The following is a 19409-nucleotide window of genomic DNA, read 5'->3' as shown; positions in this document are numbered from 1 at the left end:
GGTTCCCCGAACGGCCCTTATTAGCTTAGAAGGCTAAACCGGTTATTCCAGTTCGACCAGCAGATCCTTGGCGTCGATTTGACCTCCGGGCTGGACGTGAACGGCCTTGACCACCGCGTCGCGCTCGGCGTGGATACCTGTTTCCATCTTCATCGCTTCGATGGTCAGCAGCAGATCGCCTTCTTTGACTTCTTGACCTGTGACAGCGGCAACAGTTGCAACGACACCCGGCATTGGCGCGCCGATATGGTTGGGGTTACCAACTTCGGCCTTTGGCCGCTGAGCGGTTGATGCTTTCACCAAACGGTTCGGCACGCGGATCACGCGGGGCTGACCGTTGAGTTCGAAGAACACGCGAACCTCGCCATTCTCGTCCGTCTCGCCGATGGCCTGACAGCGAATCTCCAGCGTCTTGCCGGGATCGATCTCGGCGGTGATCTCCTCGCCCGGCTCCATGCCGTAAAAGAAGGTACGCGTGGGGAGGGTACGGACCGGGCCATAAGTGCGGTGACGGCCCATATAGTCGAGGAACACCTTGGGATACATCAGATATCCGTTCAGGTCCTCGTCATCGATCTCTTTGCCCTCAAGCTGTTTGGACAAATCGGCGCGGGTGGCCTCGAGATCGACCGCTTCGACATGCTTGCCGGGGCGTTCGGTGTTGGGGGCCTCGTCCTTCAGGACCTTCTGGATGATTGTATCGGGGAACCCGCCCGGAGGCTGACCCAGATTGCCGCGCATCATATCCACCACCGAGTCGGGGAAGGCGACATCAGTGTTCGGGTCTTCGACCTGCGCACGTGTCATGTTCTGGCTGACCATCATCAGCGCCATGTCACCGACCACCTTGGACGACGGCGTCACCTTGACGATATCGCCGAACATCTGGTTCACGTCCGCATACATCTGAGCAACCTCATGCCAGCGCTCTTCCAGCCCAAGCGAACGCGCCTGTGCCTTGAGGTTGGTAAACTGACCACCAGGCATTTCGTGCAGATACACCTCGGAGGCCGGGGCCTGCAGGCTGGACTCGAAGGCTGCGTATTGGCCACGCACCGCTTCGAAATAGTCGCTGATCTCGCGGATGGCTTTGATGTCCAGCCCGGTGTCTCGCTCGGTATGGCGCAACGCCTCGACCACGGTGCCGAGCGTTGCCTGAGAGGTGTTGCCGCTGAAACTGTCCATCGCGCAATCCACCGCGTCCACGCCGGCCTCGGAGGCGGCCAGAATGGTGGCGCTTGCAATGCCTGCGGTGTCATGGGTGTGGAAGTGGATCGGCAGCCCGACCTCTTCCTTCAGTGCCCGGATCAGGATCTTGGCGGAGGCCGGTTTCAGAAGCCCCGCCATATCCTTCAGGCCCAGCACATGTGCGCCCGCGTCACGCAGTTCCTTGGCCATGCCGACATAGTATTTGAGGTCATACTTGGCGCGGTCCGGGTCCAGAATATCGCCGGTATAGCAAACGGTGCCTTCACAGATCTTGTTGTTTTCGATCACCGCGTCCATGGCGACGCGCATGTTCTCGACCCAGTTCAGCGAATCGAACACGCGGAACACGTCGACACCCTTGGCCGCCTGACGCACAAACTCCTGCACCACGTTATCGGGATAGTTGGTATAGCCAACCCCGTTCGCCCCGCGCAGCAGCATCTGGGTCATCAGGTTCGGCATCGCCTCACGCAGATCACGCAGGCGCTGCCAAGGGCATTCCTGCAGGAAGCGATAGGCGACATCGAAGGTAGCACCGCCCCAGCATTCGACGCTGAATAGCTGCGGCAAGTTCGCAGCATAGCTGGGTGCTACTTTGATCATATCGATCGAGCGCATCCGGGTTGCCAGCAGCGATTGGTGCCCGTCGCGCATGGTGGTGTCGGTGATCAGCAGCTGACGCTGCGCCTTCATCCAGTCAGCAACCGCCTGCGGGCCTTTTTGCTCCAGCAGGTTGCGGGTGCCCATCTGCGGTTCGGCCTTGGGCGCGGGGGGCCTGGCCTCTTTCAGGTCGAGGCGCGGCATCGGGCGATCCTTGGTTTCGGGATGCCCGTTCACAGTGATGTCGGCGATATAGTTCAGAACCTTGGTGCCCCGGTCGCGGCGCTTCTTGAACTGGAACAGGTCCGGTGTCTCATCGATGAATTTGGTGGTGTATTCATTCGACAGGAAAGTCGGGTGCTTTAGCAGGTTTTCGACAAATGCGATGTTGGTGGAAACACCGCGCACACGGAATTCCCGCAGCGCACGGTCCATCCGCGCAATCGCCTTTTCTGGCGTTGGGGCCCAAGCGGTCACCTTGGTCAGCAGCGAATCGTAATACCGCGTGATCACCCCGCCTGCATAAGCGGTGCCGCCATCCAGGCGAATGCCCATGCCGGTGGCCGAGCGATAGGCGGTGATGCGGCCATAGTCGGGGATGAAGTTGTTTAGCGGGTCCTCGGTGGTCACGCGGGTCTGCAGCGCGTGGCCGTTCAGGCGAATGTCGGACTGCGTGGCCTTGCCGGTGGCCTCGGTCAGGGTCTTGCCCTCGGCGATCAGGATCTGAGCCTGCACGATGTCGATGCCGGTGACTTCCTCGGTTACGGTGTGTTCCACCTGCACGCGCGGGTTCACTTCGATGAAGTAGAACTTGCCGGTGTTCATATCCATCAGGAACTCGACGGTGCCCGCGCATTCATAGTTCACATGGGCGCAGATACGGCGGCCCAGCTCGCAGATTTCGGCGCGCTGTTCTTCAGTCAGGTACGGGGCAGGCGCGCGTTCCACGACCTTCTGGTTGCGGCGCTGGACCGAACAATCGCGTTCATAGAGGTGGTATATCTCACCGTGCTTATCGCCGAGAATCTGCACCTCAACATGGCGGGCACGGGTGATCATCTTTTCCAGATAGCCCTCACCGTTGCCAAAGGCGGCCTCGGCTTCGCGGCGGCCTTCCAGCACTTTCTCTTCCAGCTCATCCTCGGACAGGATCGGGCGCATCCCGCGTCCGCCACCGCCCCAAGACGCTTTCAGCATCAGCGGATAGCCGATCTCGGCTGCCTCGGCCTTGATGGCTACCATGTCGTCGCCCAACACCTCGGTCGCCGGGATAACCGGAACGTCGGCGGCAATCGCCACTTTCCGAGCGCTAGCCTTGTCGCCAAGCGCGCGCATGGTCTCGGCCTTTGGTCCGATGAAGGTGATGCCGTTCTGAACACAGGCATCCACGAAATCCGGGTTTTCGGACAGCAAACCGTAACCGGGGTGGATCGCATCTGCGCCGCTTTCTTTGGCCACCCGGATGATCTCGTCAATCGACAGATACGCCGCAACCGGTCCCAGATCTGCGCCAATGCGATAGGCCTCATCCGCCTTGAACCGGTGCAGGCCCAACTTGTCCTCCTCGGCAAAGACCGCGACGGTGCGCTTGCCCATCTCGTTGGCTGCCCGCATTACACGGATGGCAATCTCGCCGCGATTGGCAATCAGGATTTTCTTGAAGTCTGTCATTTCAGGTCCCGGTCTTAATGGCTGTGGCCTTGTGCATAGGCGGACAATACGGCCTCGTACATATGTAGTTCTGGGTAGAACCGGCATGTTAACGCTCGCAAACGCCGCCCTTTTGCGCAAACTTATTGCACATGCTGCATTGCGGCATCAATCCCCCGTGGGAAAGAGCAAATAATGCCCGTTTCTCCGAATATCCTCGCTGCGCCCTTTGGAGGGATGATTCTATTTGATTTGAGTGAACAAGCCGTGAACAAACCCTTTCCCTCCGCGCCCATCCGACGTAGTTTAGAGCCATGAGCAGTTTTGACGAAATGGACGCCTTCGAAGGCGCATCGCTGTCGGCGCGGGCGATGCCTGCGACTACGGCTGAGTACCTCAACGATCTCAACCCGGCGCAGCGCGAAGCGGTTGAGCGGCTGGATGGTCCGGTGCTGATGTTGGCTGGTGCGGGCACGGGCAAAACAAAAGCTCTGACCGCTCGGATCACCCATCTGCTCAGGACACATAGGGTGCGCGAGAATGAGATTCTGGCGGTGACCTTCACCAATAAGGCCGCGCGAGAGATGAAAGAGCGGGTAGGGCGGATGCTGGGCCGACCCGCTGAGGGGATGCCGTGGCTTGGCACCTTCCACGCAATCTGCGTCAAGCTGCTGCGTCGCCATGCGGAACTGGTCGATCTGAAATCGAACTTCACAATTTTGGACACTGACGATCAGAAACGGCTGCTGAAACAGCTGACTCAAACCGCCAACATTGACGACAAGCGCTGGCCCGCTCGGATGCTGGCCGGGATCATCGATGACTGGAAAAACCGAGCGCTGACGCCCGACAAGGTGCCTGCTGCGGATGCGGGGGCCTATAATCACAAGGGCATCGAGCTTTATGCCCAATACCAGACCCGCCTACGCGAGCTGAATGCGGTAGATTTCGGCGATCTGTTGCTGCACATGGTCACGATTTTCCAAACCCACCCGGACGTGCTGGAGCAATACCAGCGCTGGTTCCGTTACATCCTTGTGGACGAGTATCAGGATACCAACATCGCTCAGTATCTCTGGCTGCGCCTGCTGGCCGGAGGACATAAGAACATCTGCTGCGTCGGCGATGACGATCAATCGATTTATGGCTGGCGTGGAGCTGAGGTCGGCAACATCCTGCGGTTTGAAAAAGATTTTCCGGGCGCTCATGTGGTGCGGCTGGAGCAAAACTATCGCTCAACTCCGCATATACTCGCCGCAGCGTCCAACGTCATTCGTGGCAATGAAAGACGTCTGGGTAAGGAGCTTTGGACCGCAGAGAAAGAGGGCGAAAAGGTTCATCTGATCGGTCATTGGGATGCCGAGGAAGAAGCGCGCTGGATTTGTGACGAGATCGACGCGATGCAAAGCGGTACCCGTGGAATGCGGCCCATTGAGCTAGATGAGATGGCAATAATGGTTCGTGCGACCCACCAAATGAAAGTGCTTGAGGATCGGTTTCTAAAAATCGGAATGCCATACAGAGTTATAGGCGGGGTGCCATTTTATCGCAGATTGGAAATCAGAGATGCGATTGCTTACTTCCGAGTCGTGGTTAGCCCTGACAATGATCTGGCTTTCGAGCGGATTGTTAACACTCCAAAGCGTTTTTTGGGTGCAAAGGCGCAACAAACCATTCAGCTCATCGCTCGTGAAGAAGGAAAATCACAAATCGAAAGTGCACGCATCGCGGTTGATCGGGGCTTGATCAAGGGCAAAGGTGCTATTTCTTTGCGAGAGCTGCTTGACGGGCTTGAACGCTGGAATGCCAAGACTCGCGGTTCGCTAATTGAAATTGATGACGATTCGGTGATTGATGACGGTGCCACACCGATACGATATGGTGAGCCTGATGTATCACATGTTGAGCTTGCTCAGATCATACTTGACGAAAGTGGCTACACAGAAAGCTACCTAAAGCCTCTTTCCGATGATGAAATGAAGATGGCGCAAAGACCACAGCGCAAACCACGTGATCATGAGGCTGCCGGACGGTTGGAAAATCTGAAAGAGTTGGTCAATCACCTGGGTGATTTCGAGAACCTGCAAGGATTTCTCGAGCATGTAAGTCTAGTTATGGATAACGATCAGGACAAAGATGAGCCGAAGGTCTCGATTATGACACTTCATGCAGCCAAAGGCTCGGAATATCCGGCAGTTTTTCTTTCGGGATGGGAGGAGGGGCTATTTCCTTCTCAACGCTCAATGGACGAGTCAGGAATCAAGGGCCTCGAAGAGGAGCGACGTCTCGCGTATGTTGGTATCACGCGTGCCAAAGAGATCTGTACGATATCCTTTGCTACAAATCGTATGATTTTTTCAGGAGAGTTCAGAGGACTGCAATCGATGATACCGTCCCGGTTCATCGATGAGCTGCCTGAAGATCATGTGGAAGTGCTGACGCCTCCGGGTCTCTATGGTGGTGGTCAGACCACCGCCGGTATCGAAACCCGCGCAGCCGAGGCGAGTGTCTATAACTCTCCGGGCTGGAAGCGGATGCAGGCGCGGCAGGGGCGATATGGCATGTCTCAGCCAAAAGAAAGCCGGAATACTGTGATTGATGCGACAGCCGTGGCCAGCTTTACGCTGGGCGAGCGAGTGTTTCACCAGAAATTCGGCTATGGCGCAGTGATCGGCATCGAAGGTGACAAAGTCGAGGTCGATTTCGACAAGGCAGGGGTCAAGAAAGTGGTCTCGCGCTTTCTGACCAACAAGGATGACGTGCCGTTCTGAAGCTTACAACCCTTCGACCAGCACAAGATTCGCCGTCGCCGTTTTTTGCCGGATCTTGGCCAATTCGACATAGTCCGGATCGTCCTTCCACGCGTTTGCGGCAGCCATATCCGGAAACTCCATCAGGACGATCCCATCTTCTTCCCAACTGCCTTCGATCACTTCAACGGGTTTTGAGGATACGGTTAGAAGCCTTCCGCCATGCCGGTCAAAGATCGGCATGAATCCTTCGAGGTATTTCTGGTACCCATCCGGGTCATGAATGGAAATCTGGGCGATGAAATAAGCGGCCATGGGAGACTCCTGACAAATCGTTCACGACCCCAGCCTACATCTTGTGCGCAAAAAACGAAAAACGGCGGTTCCCAGGGAGGAGGAGGGGAACCGCCGTTCTTTTCTACATCAGGGCAGGGAGGAGGAAGCCCCGATGTATCCGAACCCGGGTTTGATCCCGGTATGAGGAAGACGCGGCGACGTCAGGGAGGAGGAAGACGTCGCCGCGCGCTTTCAACATCGAGGCAGGGAGGAGGAGAGCCCCGATGTATCAGGTTCCGGCGGTCAGGGCCGGTATTAGGTGCGGCAACGTCAGGGAGGAGGAGAGACGCTGCCGCTGAAATACAGGTCCGAAAGGGAGGAGGACGGACCTGATCTCGGTGTTCTTGTTGCGCTTACCGCGCGATCTGCTCTTCGGTGGCCTGTTGGGCCAGCCGGCGGATCATCGAGCGGTGCAAGCCCAGATCAGCCAATTCCCGATCTGACAGTCCCGACAATTCGTTGACTGTCTGACGGTACAGGCGATAACGAGCAACCCGGGTTTTCACGGTCTCAACCAGCATTGAGATTCCATTTGCCGGTGTGCCTTTCAGAGCTGTTTGTGTGCTTGCGACTGCCATCTTCATGATCCGTTCATTCTTACTGTTGCCGGCATCGTCCGGCGTTTGCTTAAGACTGAAGATAGGCAAATGCTGCGATTGCACAATAGTTCGCGTCGTCAATGCTGCTATGCAGCAAATGCATGGATTGGCAGGATAATCCGGTACGCCCCAATAATTGCCTTTAAAATACTGGTTTTCACGTGCGGTTGACGTTTCGTGTGTCCAGACCCTGTGATGGTGACCGCTTATCTATTGAGCGGAATTGGTGTTTGTTTGGGCATGTTGTGTCAACTCAGGAGGGGGCAAATCTTCTCGCCGCAGGTCCGGCGCCTGGGGTGATGGTGCTATGGGAAAGCATGGGTCGCCTATGGGAATGGCCTGTAAAAGGACCGCGATTCGTCCTCTTCGGCTGTCATTCATGGGTGTCTGCGCCAAATAATGCATAATTCTAAAAATTATTGGGAATTCATGGGAGGAATAATCTAGGCGTCAATTCTTACATATTTAGTGTTGTTGAGCATCGGGGGCACAATTTGTGGCATATCTGATCCAAGTTTCGATTGTATTAGTCTTGATCTGAAGCCTGCATCACGCCTCTCTATGCAAATTTCCTATTGATTTCCATGAATTCCCATGGCATCCCTTGTGTACCCGATGAGGGCGAGGACAGTTAAGGGGCGCCAAACGACCCCGAACCAAAAATACAAAAACAGGTTTCATACAGGCATCTCGCTTTCATCACTTAACAGATCCGGCGCGCGGGCGAGCAGACATCCCCCCAGGTGGCGCGCGCAGCTGGACATCCCGCAAAGCGGGTCAATGCGGCGGGTTGATCAGTGGCAGCAGATCAACCCGCCGTTTTACTTCCGGGGGGAACGTGAATTTTGAGGTGGGGCGCAAGCGAAAGGGACAGTCGTCTTGGCGCGCAGGTTTAGAGGCGAAAGCCAGCATAAGGTGGATACGAAGGGCAGGGTCTCGATCCCGGCCTCGTTTCGTCGTGTGCTTGAGGCCTCGGACCCCAGTTGGCAACCCGGTGACAATCCTGAACTCGTGATTGTCTATGGCGACCACCGCCGCAAATACCTTGAATGTTACACCATGGAAGCGATCGACGAGGTGGATGCCAAGATCGATGCGCTGCCGCGAGGCTCGATGCAGCGTCGGATGCTTCAGCGGATGTTCCATGGTCAGTCCTTCCCGACCAATGTGGACGAAACGGGTCGTTTGGTGCTGCCCGCAAAGCTGCGCAACAAGATCGACCTTGAAAACGAGGCGTTCTTTATCGCCGCCGGTGATACCTTCCAGATCTGGAAGCCCGAGACATACGAGGCCGAAGAACTGGCCACCACCGAGGAATGGCTGGACGATCTGCCAGATGACTTCGATCCGATGCAGTATCTCGATGGCATCGGGGATGGGTGACGGCATGGCCGGCGCTCAGACCTCATCGGACAAACCTCATATCCCCGTACTGCTGCGCCCGTTGCTGGCCGCTGTGGCGCCGGTATCCGGTGCCTGGCTGGACGGCACATTCGGCGCAGGCGGCTATACTCGTGCGTTGCTGGAGGCCGGGGCCGAGAAAGTCATTGGCGTCGATCGCGACCCACTGGCATTTGAAATGGCCGCTGACTGGGCTGGGGAATATGGTGACCGGCTGGTGATGCAGCAGGGCGTGTTCTCTCGCATGGATGATTATGCACAGGACCTGGATGGCGTGGTGCTGGACCTTGGTGTCTCATCCATGCAGTTGGATCAGGCTGAACGCGGTTTTTCCTTCATGAAAGACGGTCCGTTGGACATGCGGATGAGCCAAGATGGTGAAAGCGCAGCTGATCTGGTGAATACGGCAACCGAGACGCAATTGGCCGACATCCTGTTCCATTTCGGTGAGGAACGCGCCAGTCGTCGTATAGCAAAGGCCATCGTCAAGGCGCGGGCCGAAGAACCGATCACAACAACTCTGCGGCTGGTCGAGATTATCGAATCCTGCCTGCCGCGCCCCAAACCGGGCCAATCGCACCCGGCGACGCGCAGTTTTCAGGGGCTACGGATCGCGGTGAACGCAGAATACGAAGAACTGTTTCAGGGGCTTATGGCCGCCGAGCGCGCTTTGAAACCGGGGGGGCAACTGGCCGTTGTGACTTTCCATTCCATAGAAGACCGGATGGTGAAGCGGTTCTTCCAATCGCGCGCGGGCAAAACCGGACGCGCCAACCGTTATGCGCCTGAGATGGAGCAGGAGAAGCCGCAATTCACACTCAAGACCCGCAAGGCCGTTGGGCCGGATGAGCAGGAACTTGAAGAAAACCCACGTGCACGCTCTGCAAAATTGCGTGTCGCGATAAGAACGGATGCCCCAGCAGGGGAAATTGAGGCCCGGGCCATCGGCATGCCGCAATTGGGGGGAAGGGCAAGATGAAGAGTATTCTGTATGTGTTGACTGCACTATCCGTGTTCGGGCTGGCGCTTTGGGCTTATCAAGAGAACTACCGCACGCAGCAGGTGCTGAAGGAAACGCAGTCGCTGCAAGGCCAGATCGGTATGGCGCAGGCGCGACTCGCCGTGCTGAATGCTGAATGGGCCTATCTAAACCGGCCTGATCGTTTGCGTGAGCTGGCGGACTTGAATTTCGAACGTCTCAGCTTGCTGCCTCTGCGGGCTGAGCAGTTTGGTCGCGCCGATCAGATTTCCTATGGCGAGGACCCGGATCTGCCCATCGTCGACCCGCTTGAAATACAGGAAGTCACTGACATTCAGGCACTGATCGAGGTGCAGGTTCCATGACCCGTACACCACTTCGCCCTCTGGCCCGTATCCTCGACGCCCGTGCAAAGGGTGAAAACCCCAAGGCGATTGAACGAGAGAACATCCGCAAACGCCACGAAGACATGAAAGACCGCGCCCGCGCCCGCGCCGAGGGCCGCCTGTTGGTGTTGGGTCTTTTCTTCTTTTGCGCCTTTTCAGTCGTAGGCTTTCGTATGGGCGTTCTGGCGACATCCGAGGCGCAAGAACCATTGGCAAGTGCGCCGGGGGCCTCCATCGCCATGCAGCGCGCCAATATCGTGGATCGCGAAGGCCGTATTCTGGCGACCAATCTGGACACCTATTCTGTCTATGCGCAGCCACCGTTGATGATTGACCCGATCGCCGCAGCCGAGCAACTGGTCGCTATTTTCCCTGATCTGGAAAAAGAGCGTTTGGTCAAAGACTTCACCGGTAAGCGAAAATTCCTGTGGATCAAGAAGCGCATCTCGCCCGAGCAGAAGCAGGCGGTGCATGACATCGGAGATCCCGGCATCCTGTTCGGCCCGCGCGAAATGCGGCTATATCCCAATGGCAGACTCGCGGCGCATATTCTGGGCGGCTCGGGCTTTGGCCGCGAAGGTGTCAGCGCAGCTGAGGTGATCGGCGTAGCTGGCGTCGAAAAACAGTTCGACGGCTATCTGCGCGACCCGGCCAACGGCAACAAGCCGCTGCAACTGTCGCTGGATCTGACCGTTCAAGCGGCGGTAGAACAAGTGCTTTATGGCGGCATGAAGATCATGAACGCCAAAGGAGCCTCGGCGGTTTTGATGAACGCCCATACGGGCGAGGTCGTCTCGGCCGCGTCGTTGCCGTCTTTTGACCCCAATGACCGTCCGCGCCCCCCGACCTCGGGCTTTGATCCCTCGGACAGCCCGCTGTTCAATCGCTATGTACAGGGTGTCTATGAGCTGGGTTCGGTGTTCAAGATCTTCACCGCCGCGCAGGCGGTGCAGCTGGGTCTGGTGAACTCCAACACCATCATTGACACTTCCGGCCCGATGAAAATCGGGCGCTTCCCGATTGGCGAGTTTAACGGCAAGAATTATGGTGAGATCAGTGTCTCGGATGTAATCAAGTACAGCTCGAACCGAGGCACCGGGCGGCTGGCCTTGCAAATCGGGGCCGACCGGCAACAGGATTTTCTGAACGCGCTAGGCATGTTCGACCCAACGCCATTCGAGATTGTCGAGGCCAAGGGCGGGCAACCGCTCAAGCCCAAGAAATGGGGTGAGTTGAGCACCGTGACGATTTCTTATGGCCACGGCCTTTCGACCAGCCCCATGCATCTGGCCGCTGGTTACGCAGCGATTGCCAATGGCGGGTACTATGTCAGCCCCACGATCCTGCGCCGCTATGGCCCGCAATACGGCCCTCGCGTGATGTCCGAAAACACCGCCAAGCAGGCGCAAAATATGCTACGCAAAGTGGTCACGGATGGCACCGCCAGCTTTGGTGATGTCAAAGGGTACGACGTGGCGGGAAAAACCGGTACTGCCGATAAACCCAAGCCGCGTGGCGGGTATTATGAGGACAAGGTGATTGCCACCTTCGCCACCATCTTCCCGGCTTATGATCCGAAATATGTGCTAATCGTCACGCTGGATGAACCGTCCATCGTGGCCTATGGCGAAAAGCGCCGCACGGCGGGTTGGACTGCCGTTCCCGTTGCTGCCGAACTGATTGGACGGGTGGCGCCGCTATTGGGTCTCAGACCCCGGCTTGAGCCTGAGGCGCGCGCTGCTATAACGCTGACCTCAAATTAGGCTGTCCAGCGAAAGGTGGGTCATGGGCAATCGGTCAAAGAAACTCAGCGAACTGGCCCTGACCGCACGGGGAGGGGCCAATCCCGAAATCACCGGTCTGGCTGTTGACAGCCGCGAGGTCAAAGACGGTTTCCTCTTTGCAGCCCTTCCCGGCACCCGAGTCCATGGTGGAGACTTCATCCAATACGCCTTGCGCATGGGGGCCGCCGCGATCCTGACGGACGCGAAAGGGGCCGAGATCGCCACCGACGAACTGGCCGCATCCGATGCTGCGCTGATCGTCACGGAAGACCCCCGTCAGGCACTGGCAGGGGCCGCCGCCCTATGGTTTGGCGCGCAACCGCAGACTATCGTGGCGGTCACCGGCACCAATGGAAAAACCTCGGTCGCCAGTTTCGTCCGCCAGATCTGGACCGAGCTTGGACTTGCCGCCGTCAACCTAGGCACCATTGGGGTCGAGGGCGCATGGACTGCGCCGCTGGCCCATACAACACCCGAGCCGGTCACTCTGCACCGCTGTCTCGCCGAAGCTGCCGAAAATGGCGTGACCCATGCGGCGATGGAGGCCTCCTCGCACGGGCTTGAACAGCGTCGCTTGGACGGGGTGCATCTGACCGCTGCCGGTTTCTCGAATTTCACGCAGGATCATCTGGACTATCACGACACGTTCGAGGCCTATTTCGCAGCCAAGGCGGGTCTGTTTGATCGTGTGCTGCCCGAAGACGGGGTCGCTGTGGTCAACCTTGGTGATCCCAAGGGTGCTGAGATGCGCAAGATCGCCGAGGCACGCGGCCAGAATATCATCACCGTGGGCCCTGAGGGTTCTGATCTTTGTCTTCTGAATCAACGCTTTGACGCGACCGGGCAGGATTTGCGCTTTTCATGGAAAGGCAAGGCCTATCAAACCCGCCTGAATCTGATCGGCGGCTTTCAGGCCGAGAACGTTTTGCTGGCTTGCGGATTGGTCATCGCGGCGGGCGAGGACCCCGACCGCGTGTTCGAAACCTTGCCGCACCTGATCACCGTGCGCGGACGGATGCAGCTGGCTGCCACCCGCGACAACGGCGCGGCGGTGTTTGTCGATTACGCGCATACGCCGGATGCCGTGGCCACTGCACTGAAGGCGATGCGCCCGCATGTCATGGGACGTCTGATCGCCATTGTTGGTGCAGGCGGTGACCGAGACGCCACTAAACGCCCATTGATGGGGCGGGCCGCTGCTGAAAACGCCGATCTGGTCTTTGTTACCGATGACAACCCACGCAGCGAAGACCCGGCCACCATCCGCGGTGCTGTCATGTTGGGCGCACCCGAAGCCACGGAAGTCGGCGACCGGGCCGAGGCCATCCTGCGCGGCATCGACGCGCTGCAACCGGGCGACGCTCTGCTGATTGCGGGCAAGGGACACGAAACCGGCCAGATCGTCGGAGATCAGGTCCTGCCCTTTGACGATGTGGAACAGGCCAGTATCAGCGTTGCCGCGCTGGACGGGAGGGTCGCATGACGCTCTGGACTGCAGCCGAGGCCGCAGAGGCCACCAACGGGCGCGCCCCCACCGATTGGCAGGTGAACGGCGTCTCCATCGACACGCGCACCCTGCAGCCGGGTGACCTGTTCGTTGCGTTGAAGGCTGCCCGCGACGGCCATGATTTCGTCGCCCAAGCGCTTGAAAAAGGCGCAGGCGCAGCGCTTGTGTCGCATATTCCCGAAGGCGTGCCCGAAGATGCACCGCTGTTGATCGTCGACGATGTGCAGACGGGTCTAGAGGCGTTGGGGCAGGCGGCTCGCGCCCGGACAGGTGCGCGCGTGGTGGGGGTGACTGGCAGCGTGGGTAAAACCTCGACTAAGGAAATGCTGGCCAGCATTCTGGAGACGCAAGGCAAAACTCATGCCAGTGTCGCCAGCTACAATAACCATTGGGGCGTGCCTTTGACGCTGGCGCGAATGCCGCGCGACACCGAGTTCGCGGTGATCGAGATCGGCATGAATCATCCGGGCGAAATCGCTCCGCTGGCGCGTCAGGCGCAACCGCATGTGGGGCTGGTGACCACAGTAGCCGCCGTCCACCTCGAAGCCTTCGACTCGGTTGCGGGTATTGCTTTTGAAAAGGCTGCGATCTTCGACGGGCTGGCCGAGGGCGGCACCGCTATCGTCAACGCCGATATCGAACACGCGGGCATCTTGCGCGACTGCGCCGCTGCGCATGGTGCAAGGATCGTCGAATTTGGCCACAAGGCGCGGGACTATGCCCTGACCAACGTGCTCCAAGGCCCTGACTCGGTGCGGGGACACGGTATTGTCGGCGGAGCAGACATCACATTCGATGTCCAATCCGCGGGAACTCACTTTGCTATGAATGCGCTGGGCGCTCTGGCGGCCTGTGTCGCGCTGGGGGTCGATCTGGATCAGGCGATTGCCGGTCTGCGCGGCTGGTCTCCGGTCATAGGGCGCGGTGTGCGCGAGGTGATCGCGCTGCCAGATGGTGGGCAGATTGAACTGCTCGATGACAGCTACAACGCCAATCCAACCTCGATGGAGGCCGCTCTCGACGTGCTGTTTGCGTCGGCGGGCAAACGCAAGATCGCGTTTCTGGGCGACATGAAAGAGCTTGGTGCGCAAGAGCAGGCGATGCACGCCGCCATGGCCGAGGTGCCTGCGATGGCGCATGTCGATCATGTTCATTGCATCGGCCCTTTGATGCAAGCGCTGCATCAGGCTCTGCCCGAGGGCAAGCGCGGGTTGTGGACGGAAACCAGCGATGAGATGGCCGCCCATCTGCCGGAATTGATCCGTAGCGGCGATGTAGTGATGGCCAAGGGCTCTCTCAGCATGGCTCTGGCACAGATCGTTGACGGTCTGCGGCAAATGGGGCATGGCAGCGCGCCAGAGAGCCGCCGTATTGTGAGAAAGGTTTTGTAATGCTCTATTGGTTAACCGCCCTGTCGGACGGAGGGGATTTCTGGAACCTCTTCCGCTATATCACCTTCCGGGCGGGGGGCGCCTTTCTGACTGCGCTGATCTTTGGGTTTTTGTTCGGAAAACCCTTGATCAACGTATTGCGCAAACGGCAAGGCAAAGGTCAACCGATCCGCGATGACGGCCCCGAGGCGCATCTGTCCAAGGCTGGAACCCCTACCATGGGCGGTCTGCTGATCGTGGGCGCTCTGGTCACGTCGACCCTGATCTGGGCGCGCTGGGACAATCCATATGTCTGGATGGTACTGTTCGTGACGCTGGCCTATGCGGCCATCGGCTTTGCGGACGATTATGCCAAGGTCTCAAAGCAGAACACCAAGGGCGTTTCCGGTAAGATGCGGTTGGCGCTGGGGATCATCATCGCCGTGCTGGCGTCACTCTGGGCGACGCTGCACCATCCCAGCGATTTGCAAAACCAGCTGGCTCTGCCGGTGTTCAAGGATACGCTGATCAATCTTGGCCTTTTCTATATCCCCTTTGCGGTGATCGTAATTGTGGGTGCGGCCAACGCGGTGAACCTGACAGATGGTCTGGACGGGCTGGCGATCATGCCCGCGATGATCGCGGCCTCGACCCTTGGTGTAATTGCCTATGCGGTTGGGCGGGTCGACTTTACCGAGTATCTTGATGTTCACTATGTACCTGGGACCGGTGAAATCTTCATCTTCACTTCAGCGCTGTTTGGCGCGGGGCTGGGATTCCTGTGGTACAACGCCCCTCCGGCGGCGGTTTTCATGGGTGATACCGGATCACTGGCTCTGGGTGGTGCGCTGGGCGCGATTGCCGTGGCTACCAAACACGAGTTGGTATTGGCAGTCGTGGGCGGGCTGTTCGTGGTTGAAGCTTTAAGTGTGATCATCCAGGTTCTTTATTTCAAACGGACCGGAAAGCGGGTGTTCCTGATGGCGCCGATCCATCACCATTATGAGAAAAAGGGCTGGGCTGAACCCACCATCGTGATCCGGTTCTGGATCATTTCACTGATCTTAGCGATGATCGGGCTGGCGACGCTGAAAGTCAGATGAGCCCGCGTTGCGTCGTGCTTTCTGGATGCTCCGGTGGTGGCAAATCAACACTGCTGGAGGAGATGGCCCGACGCGGATATTCAACAGTTTCCGAGCCGGGTCGTCGTGTCATTGCCGAGGAAAGACAAGGTGGTGGTCGCGCTCTGCCTTGGGTCAACTCCGAGGTATTCTGCCGCCGGATCATTGAACTTGCGATATCAGACTTCAACAATGCCAAAGATGATCTTGTGCTATTTGATCGTTCGGCATTGGACGCGCTGATTTGGTTTGATCGAACCGTTACACCGTTGGAGACCAAAGTGCGTGAACAGATACTGCACTTGGGCTACGACCCATGCGTGTTTCTCTTTCCTCCTTGGCCTGAGATATTCGAACAGGATGATGACCGGCGGCACAACTTGGCCGCAGCTATTGCGGAATACGATGCTTTGTGCGACCGGTTACCAGACTATGGGTTCGTAATAGAAAACGTTCCAAAAGGGCCGGTCTCTTGGCGGGCGGACTGGCTGGAAGAGCGGCTCGGATAGAAGGTGTATGGCAATGATCCCGGTCAAAGGGTTTTCAGGGCAGAAAGTAGCGGTTCTGGGGCTAGGTCGGTCGGGTCTGACCACCGCACGAGCGCTGCGCGCTGGCAAGGCTGAGCCGATCTGCTGGGATGACAACCCCGCCGCGCGTGAAGCGGCAGAGGTCGAGGGATTCTCGTGTGTCGATCTGCGCCGCCACGGGGCGTTTGACGATATTGCCGCACTAATTGTCTCGCCCGGCATCCCTCATCTCTACCCCGCGCCGAACCCGGTTGTGGCCGCTGCGTTGGAAGCCGGAGTTCCGGTCGACAATGATATAGGTCTGTTCTTTCGCTCTTTCGCAGGCCCTGAATGGAACAACTACGACATCCCACCGCGCGTCATCGCGGTGACGGGATCGAATGGCAAATCAACCACCGCTGCGTTGATCCAACACATCCTGACCGAGGCCGGGCGCGACTCGCAACTGGCGGGTAACATCGGGCGCGGCGTGCTGGACATCGACCCAGGTGGCGATGGATCGGTTGTGGTACTGGAGCTATCGAGCTACCAGACCGAACTGGCCCGCGCACTGACGCCGGATGTGGCGGTTTTCACCAATCTTTCACCTGATCACTTGGATCGACATGGTGGAATGGGTGGTTACTTTGCCGCCAAACGTCGCCTGTTCGCCGAAGGCGGCCCGGACCGCGCCGTGATCGGCATCGATGAAGCCGAGGGCGCGTTTCTGGCCGGGCAACTGGCCGAGGGGCCGTCGGATGACCGGGTGATCCGCGTCTCGGTGGCGCGCAAGCTGACCGGGGCGGGTTGGCAGGTCTTTGCCCGCAAGGGTTTCCTGTCGGAATACCGCAAGGGCCGTCAGGCCGGATCGATCGACCTGCGTGAGATCAAGGGCCTGCCCGGTGCGCATAATCACCAGAACGCATGTGCTGCCTATGCCGCCTGTCGCTCATTGGGCCTTGCGCCGCGCGTCATAGAAGATGCGCTGCACAGTTTCCCCGGTCTGCCGCATCGTAGCCAGATCATCGCCGAGGCGGATGGCGTGACCTATGTGAACGACTCGAAAGCTACCAACGTAGATAGCGCCCTCAAAGCGTTGAGCGCGTTCAAGAAGATACGTTGGATCTGTGGCGGGCTTGAGAAAGAAGGCGGGCTTGAGGCGCTGAACGGGGCAGGGGACCACGTAATCAAGGCCTACGTCATCGGGCGTGAGGCGGCGAGCTTTGCAATGCAGTTGCAGGCCGATGCGCAAGTCTGCACCACTATGGAAGCGGCGGTTATGCAGGCCATGGCCGATGCGCAGCCCGGTGAAACCGTTCTATTGGCACCTGCTGCGGCCAGTTTCGACCAGTATGACAACTTCGAACAACGTGGCGATGACTTCGTGGTTCAGGTTAAAAAACGCCTCTGAAAGCAATGCGTTTGCAATAGATCGCCGGTTCGGCGAAGCTGTGGGCCTATCTGCTTGACGCACTGCCTGCATTGGTTTTTGCCTTCAGGAAATTCAACACGAGGTCATGAATATGCCAAACCGTAAACTTCTTCTGGTCGTTCCAGCGCTGCTGGCTGCTGCGGCTTGCACCAATACCGGGGCCAACTATCAGCCCGTGATCGATGGCCCAGTAGGCCCGAACTACAACTCGGACCTGTATCAGTGCCAGCAACTTGCAGCCTCGCAGGCCAGCGTTGACGGATCGACCGCAGGTAATGCCGCAATCGGCGCCGCAGGTGCTGCAGCCGTCACCGGCATCGTTCAGGACAGCAGCGACAACCTGGGTCGCGCCGCCGTTGCCGGTGCGTTGGTTGGTGCAGGTGCTGACGTGATCAACAAGAACCAGAACAAGGAAGTCATCGTGCGCAACTGTATGCGCGGACGGGGTTACAACGTCGTAGGCTAACGGCTTGCGATGGCACTTCCGGCGGCGTGGCCCGAGGACCACGCCCATTGGAAGTTGTAACCGCCAAGCCAGCCGGTGACATCCACCGCTTCACCAATGACATAGAGGCCGGGGACATCCCTGGCCTCCATCGTTTTGGACGACAGCCCGTCAGTGTCGATTCCGCCCAGAGTGACCTCGGCGGTGCGATAGCCCTCGGTGCCCGACGGCGTAAGCCGCCAGTTGGACAATGCGGCGATCAGTTCCGACAGCGCCGTGTCGGACTGATCCGCAAGATTGCCCTTCATCGGGATATGGTGTGCGAGGTATTCCACCAGACGCGTGGGCAGGTGGCGTGCCAATTCGGTGGTCAGCGCCTTGCGCCCAACAGCCTGCCGCTGATCGCGAAGCAGATCGTATAAAGGCAAATCGGGGATCAGGTTGACCCATATTGCCTCACCCTCGCGCCAGTACGAAGACAATTGCAGCACCGAAGGACCGCTCAACCCGCGATGGGTGAACAACAACGCCTCGTCGAAACTGCTGTGCTCGTTTGACAGTCGAGCGGGCAAAGAGACGCCGGACAAATCCTTGAACCGTCCGTCCGAGAAGGTGAACGGCACCAGCGCCGCCCGTGTCTCGGTTATCTGCAGCCCGAATTGCTGCGCGATGTCATAGGCCAACCCCGTTGCGCCCATTTTGGGGATCGATTTGCCACCCGTGGCCAGAACCAGATTGCAACAGGTCAGAGGGATATGCTTGCCATCGCGTTCGACATCCAAAGCGAAACCGCTTTCGGTTTTGCGCAAGTTGCGCAGCGACGTCTGCACCCAAAGCTCGGCCTCGGCCTTGGCCATTTCATTCAGCAGCATCTGGACGATCTGTTTCGAAGACCCGTCGCAGAACAATTGCCCAAGCGTTTTTTCATGCCATGCAATGCCATGGCGATCGACCAGTTCGATGAAGTCCCACTGTGTATATCGCGCCAGCGCTGATTTGCTGAAATGTGGATTCTGAGACAGGAAATTGCCCGGTCCCGCATACATATTGGTGAAATTGCATCGTCCACCACCCGAGATGCGGATCTTTTCTCCGGGAGCTTTTGCATGGTCGATCACCAGCGCTTGGCCACCGCAATGGGCTGCGCACATCATGCCGGCCGCGCCAGCACCGAGGATGATCGTCTCGAAATCCATATGCTGCGCATGGCGTGGATTGTGAGCGATGGCAAGAGCGCAGACCAAAACGGTGTGGGTTTGGCCCACAGAATTTCTCAGCGGCACTTGGGTTTGTGCCATATGGTATGTGGATTTTTAGTCGTAGTGCATTCTGAC

The 19409-nt window shown here is 58.3% G+C and carries 15 protein-coding genes; 11 read left to right on the top strand and 4 right to left on the bottom strand.

What is annotated here, in order from left to right:
- Positions 1-42 precede the first annotated feature (42 nt).
- Positions 43-3480 (bottom strand): pyruvate carboxylase, encoded by a 3438-nt coding sequence (locus tag ACR0A1_RS08350; protein WP_480867052.1) that lies wholly within the window; start codon positions 3478-3480, stop codon positions 43-45.
- Between the two features lie 293 nt (positions 3481-3773).
- Between ACR0A1_RS08350 and ACR0A1_RS08345 the strand changes: the two genes are divergently transcribed.
- Positions 3774-6230, top strand: coding sequence for an ATP-dependent helicase (locus tag ACR0A1_RS08345; protein ID WP_480867050.1), 2457 nt, complete (start codon positions 3774-3776; stop codon positions 6228-6230).
- Positions 6231-6233: 3 nt separating this feature from the next.
- On the opposite strand, the gene ACR0A1_RS08340 is transcribed toward ACR0A1_RS08345, so the two are convergent.
- Complete coding sequence (locus tag ACR0A1_RS08340; protein WP_170401405.1) at positions 6234-6524, bottom strand: DUF1330 domain-containing protein; 291 nt, start codon at positions 6522-6524, stop codon at positions 6234-6236.
- Positions 6525-6898: 374 nt separating this feature from the next.
- Positions 6899-7123 carry a DUF1127 domain-containing protein gene (locus tag ACR0A1_RS08335; protein WP_170563787.1) on the bottom strand — a complete coding sequence of 75 codons (225 nt, stop codon included), beginning with the start codon at positions 7121-7123 and terminating at the stop codon, positions 6899-6901.
- Positions 7124-8023: 900 nt separating this feature from the next.
- Here ACR0A1_RS08335 and mraZ point away from each other — a divergent pair.
- The 10 genes from mraZ (at position 8024) to ACR0A1_RS08285 (ending at position 18096) form a co-directional block, all read left to right on the top strand.
- Positions 8024-8527 (top strand): division/cell wall cluster transcriptional repressor MraZ, encoded by a 504-nt coding sequence (mraZ, locus tag ACR0A1_RS08330; protein ID WP_170401403.1) that lies wholly within the window; start codon positions 8024-8026, stop codon positions 8525-8527.
- A 4-nt stretch (positions 8528-8531) separates the two neighbouring features.
- Positions 8532-9524, top strand: coding sequence for a 16S rRNA (cytosine(1402)-N(4))-methyltransferase RsmH (gene rsmH, locus ACR0A1_RS08325; protein WP_480867633.1), 993 nt, complete (start codon positions 8532-8534; stop codon positions 9522-9524).
- On the top strand, positions 9521-9889 hold the full coding sequence (gene ftsL, locus ACR0A1_RS08320; RefSeq protein ID WP_170591276.1) for a cell division protein FtsL: 369 nt from the start codon (positions 9521-9523) through the stop codon (positions 9887-9889). Before rsmH ends, ftsL begins: the two co-directional genes overlap by 4 nt.
- Entirely contained in the window at positions 9886-11673 is a 1788-nt protein-coding gene (locus ACR0A1_RS08315; RefSeq protein ID WP_480867047.1) for a peptidoglycan D,D-transpeptidase FtsI family protein, read from the top strand. Before ftsL ends, ACR0A1_RS08315 begins: the two co-directional genes overlap by 4 nt.
- A 22-nt stretch (positions 11674-11695) precedes the next feature.
- Positions 11696-13177 (top strand): UDP-N-acetylmuramoyl-L-alanyl-D-glutamate--2,6-diaminopimelate ligase, encoded by a 1482-nt coding sequence (locus ACR0A1_RS08310; protein WP_480867045.1) that lies wholly within the window; start codon positions 11696-11698, stop codon positions 13175-13177.
- Entirely contained in the window at positions 13174-14592 is a 1419-nt protein-coding gene (locus ACR0A1_RS08305; protein ID WP_480867044.1) for a UDP-N-acetylmuramoyl-tripeptide--D-alanyl-D-alanine ligase, read from the top strand. The genes ACR0A1_RS08310 and ACR0A1_RS08305 overlap by 4 nt, the downstream gene beginning before the upstream one ends.
- On the top strand, positions 14592-15674 hold the full coding sequence (gene mraY, locus ACR0A1_RS08300; RefSeq protein ID WP_170392049.1) for a phospho-N-acetylmuramoyl-pentapeptide-transferase: 1083 nt from the start codon (positions 14592-14594) through the stop codon (positions 15672-15674). Before ACR0A1_RS08305 ends, mraY begins: the two co-directional genes overlap by 1 nt.
- Positions 15671-16201, top strand: coding sequence for an AAA family ATPase (locus tag ACR0A1_RS08295; RefSeq protein ID WP_170512270.1), 531 nt, complete (start codon positions 15671-15673; stop codon positions 16199-16201). Before mraY ends, ACR0A1_RS08295 begins: the two co-directional genes overlap by 4 nt.
- Before the next feature lie 13 nt (positions 16202-16214).
- Positions 16215-17609 (top strand): UDP-N-acetylmuramoyl-L-alanine--D-glutamate ligase, encoded by a 1395-nt coding sequence (murD, locus tag ACR0A1_RS08290; RefSeq protein ID WP_480867631.1) that lies wholly within the window; start codon positions 16215-16217, stop codon positions 17607-17609.
- A 112-nt stretch (positions 17610-17721) separates the two neighbouring features.
- Positions 17722-18096: a glycine zipper family protein gene (locus ACR0A1_RS08285; RefSeq protein ID WP_255611713.1), complete on the top strand. Its 375-nt coding sequence runs from the start codon at positions 17722-17724 to the stop codon at positions 18094-18096.
- Here ACR0A1_RS08285 and ACR0A1_RS08280 read toward each other — a convergent pair.
- Positions 18093-19271 carry a BaiN/RdsA family NAD(P)/FAD-dependent oxidoreductase gene (locus ACR0A1_RS08280; protein ID WP_170594759.1) on the bottom strand — a complete coding sequence of 393 codons (1179 nt, stop codon included), beginning with the start codon at positions 19269-19271 and terminating at the stop codon, positions 18093-18095. The genes ACR0A1_RS08285 and ACR0A1_RS08280 overlap by 4 nt on opposite strands.
- Positions 19272-19409 lie beyond the last annotated feature (138 nt).

The organism is Ruegeria sp. D6 (assembly GCF_056534365.1).
This window is presented reverse-complemented; position numbering and strand designations above follow the sequence as displayed.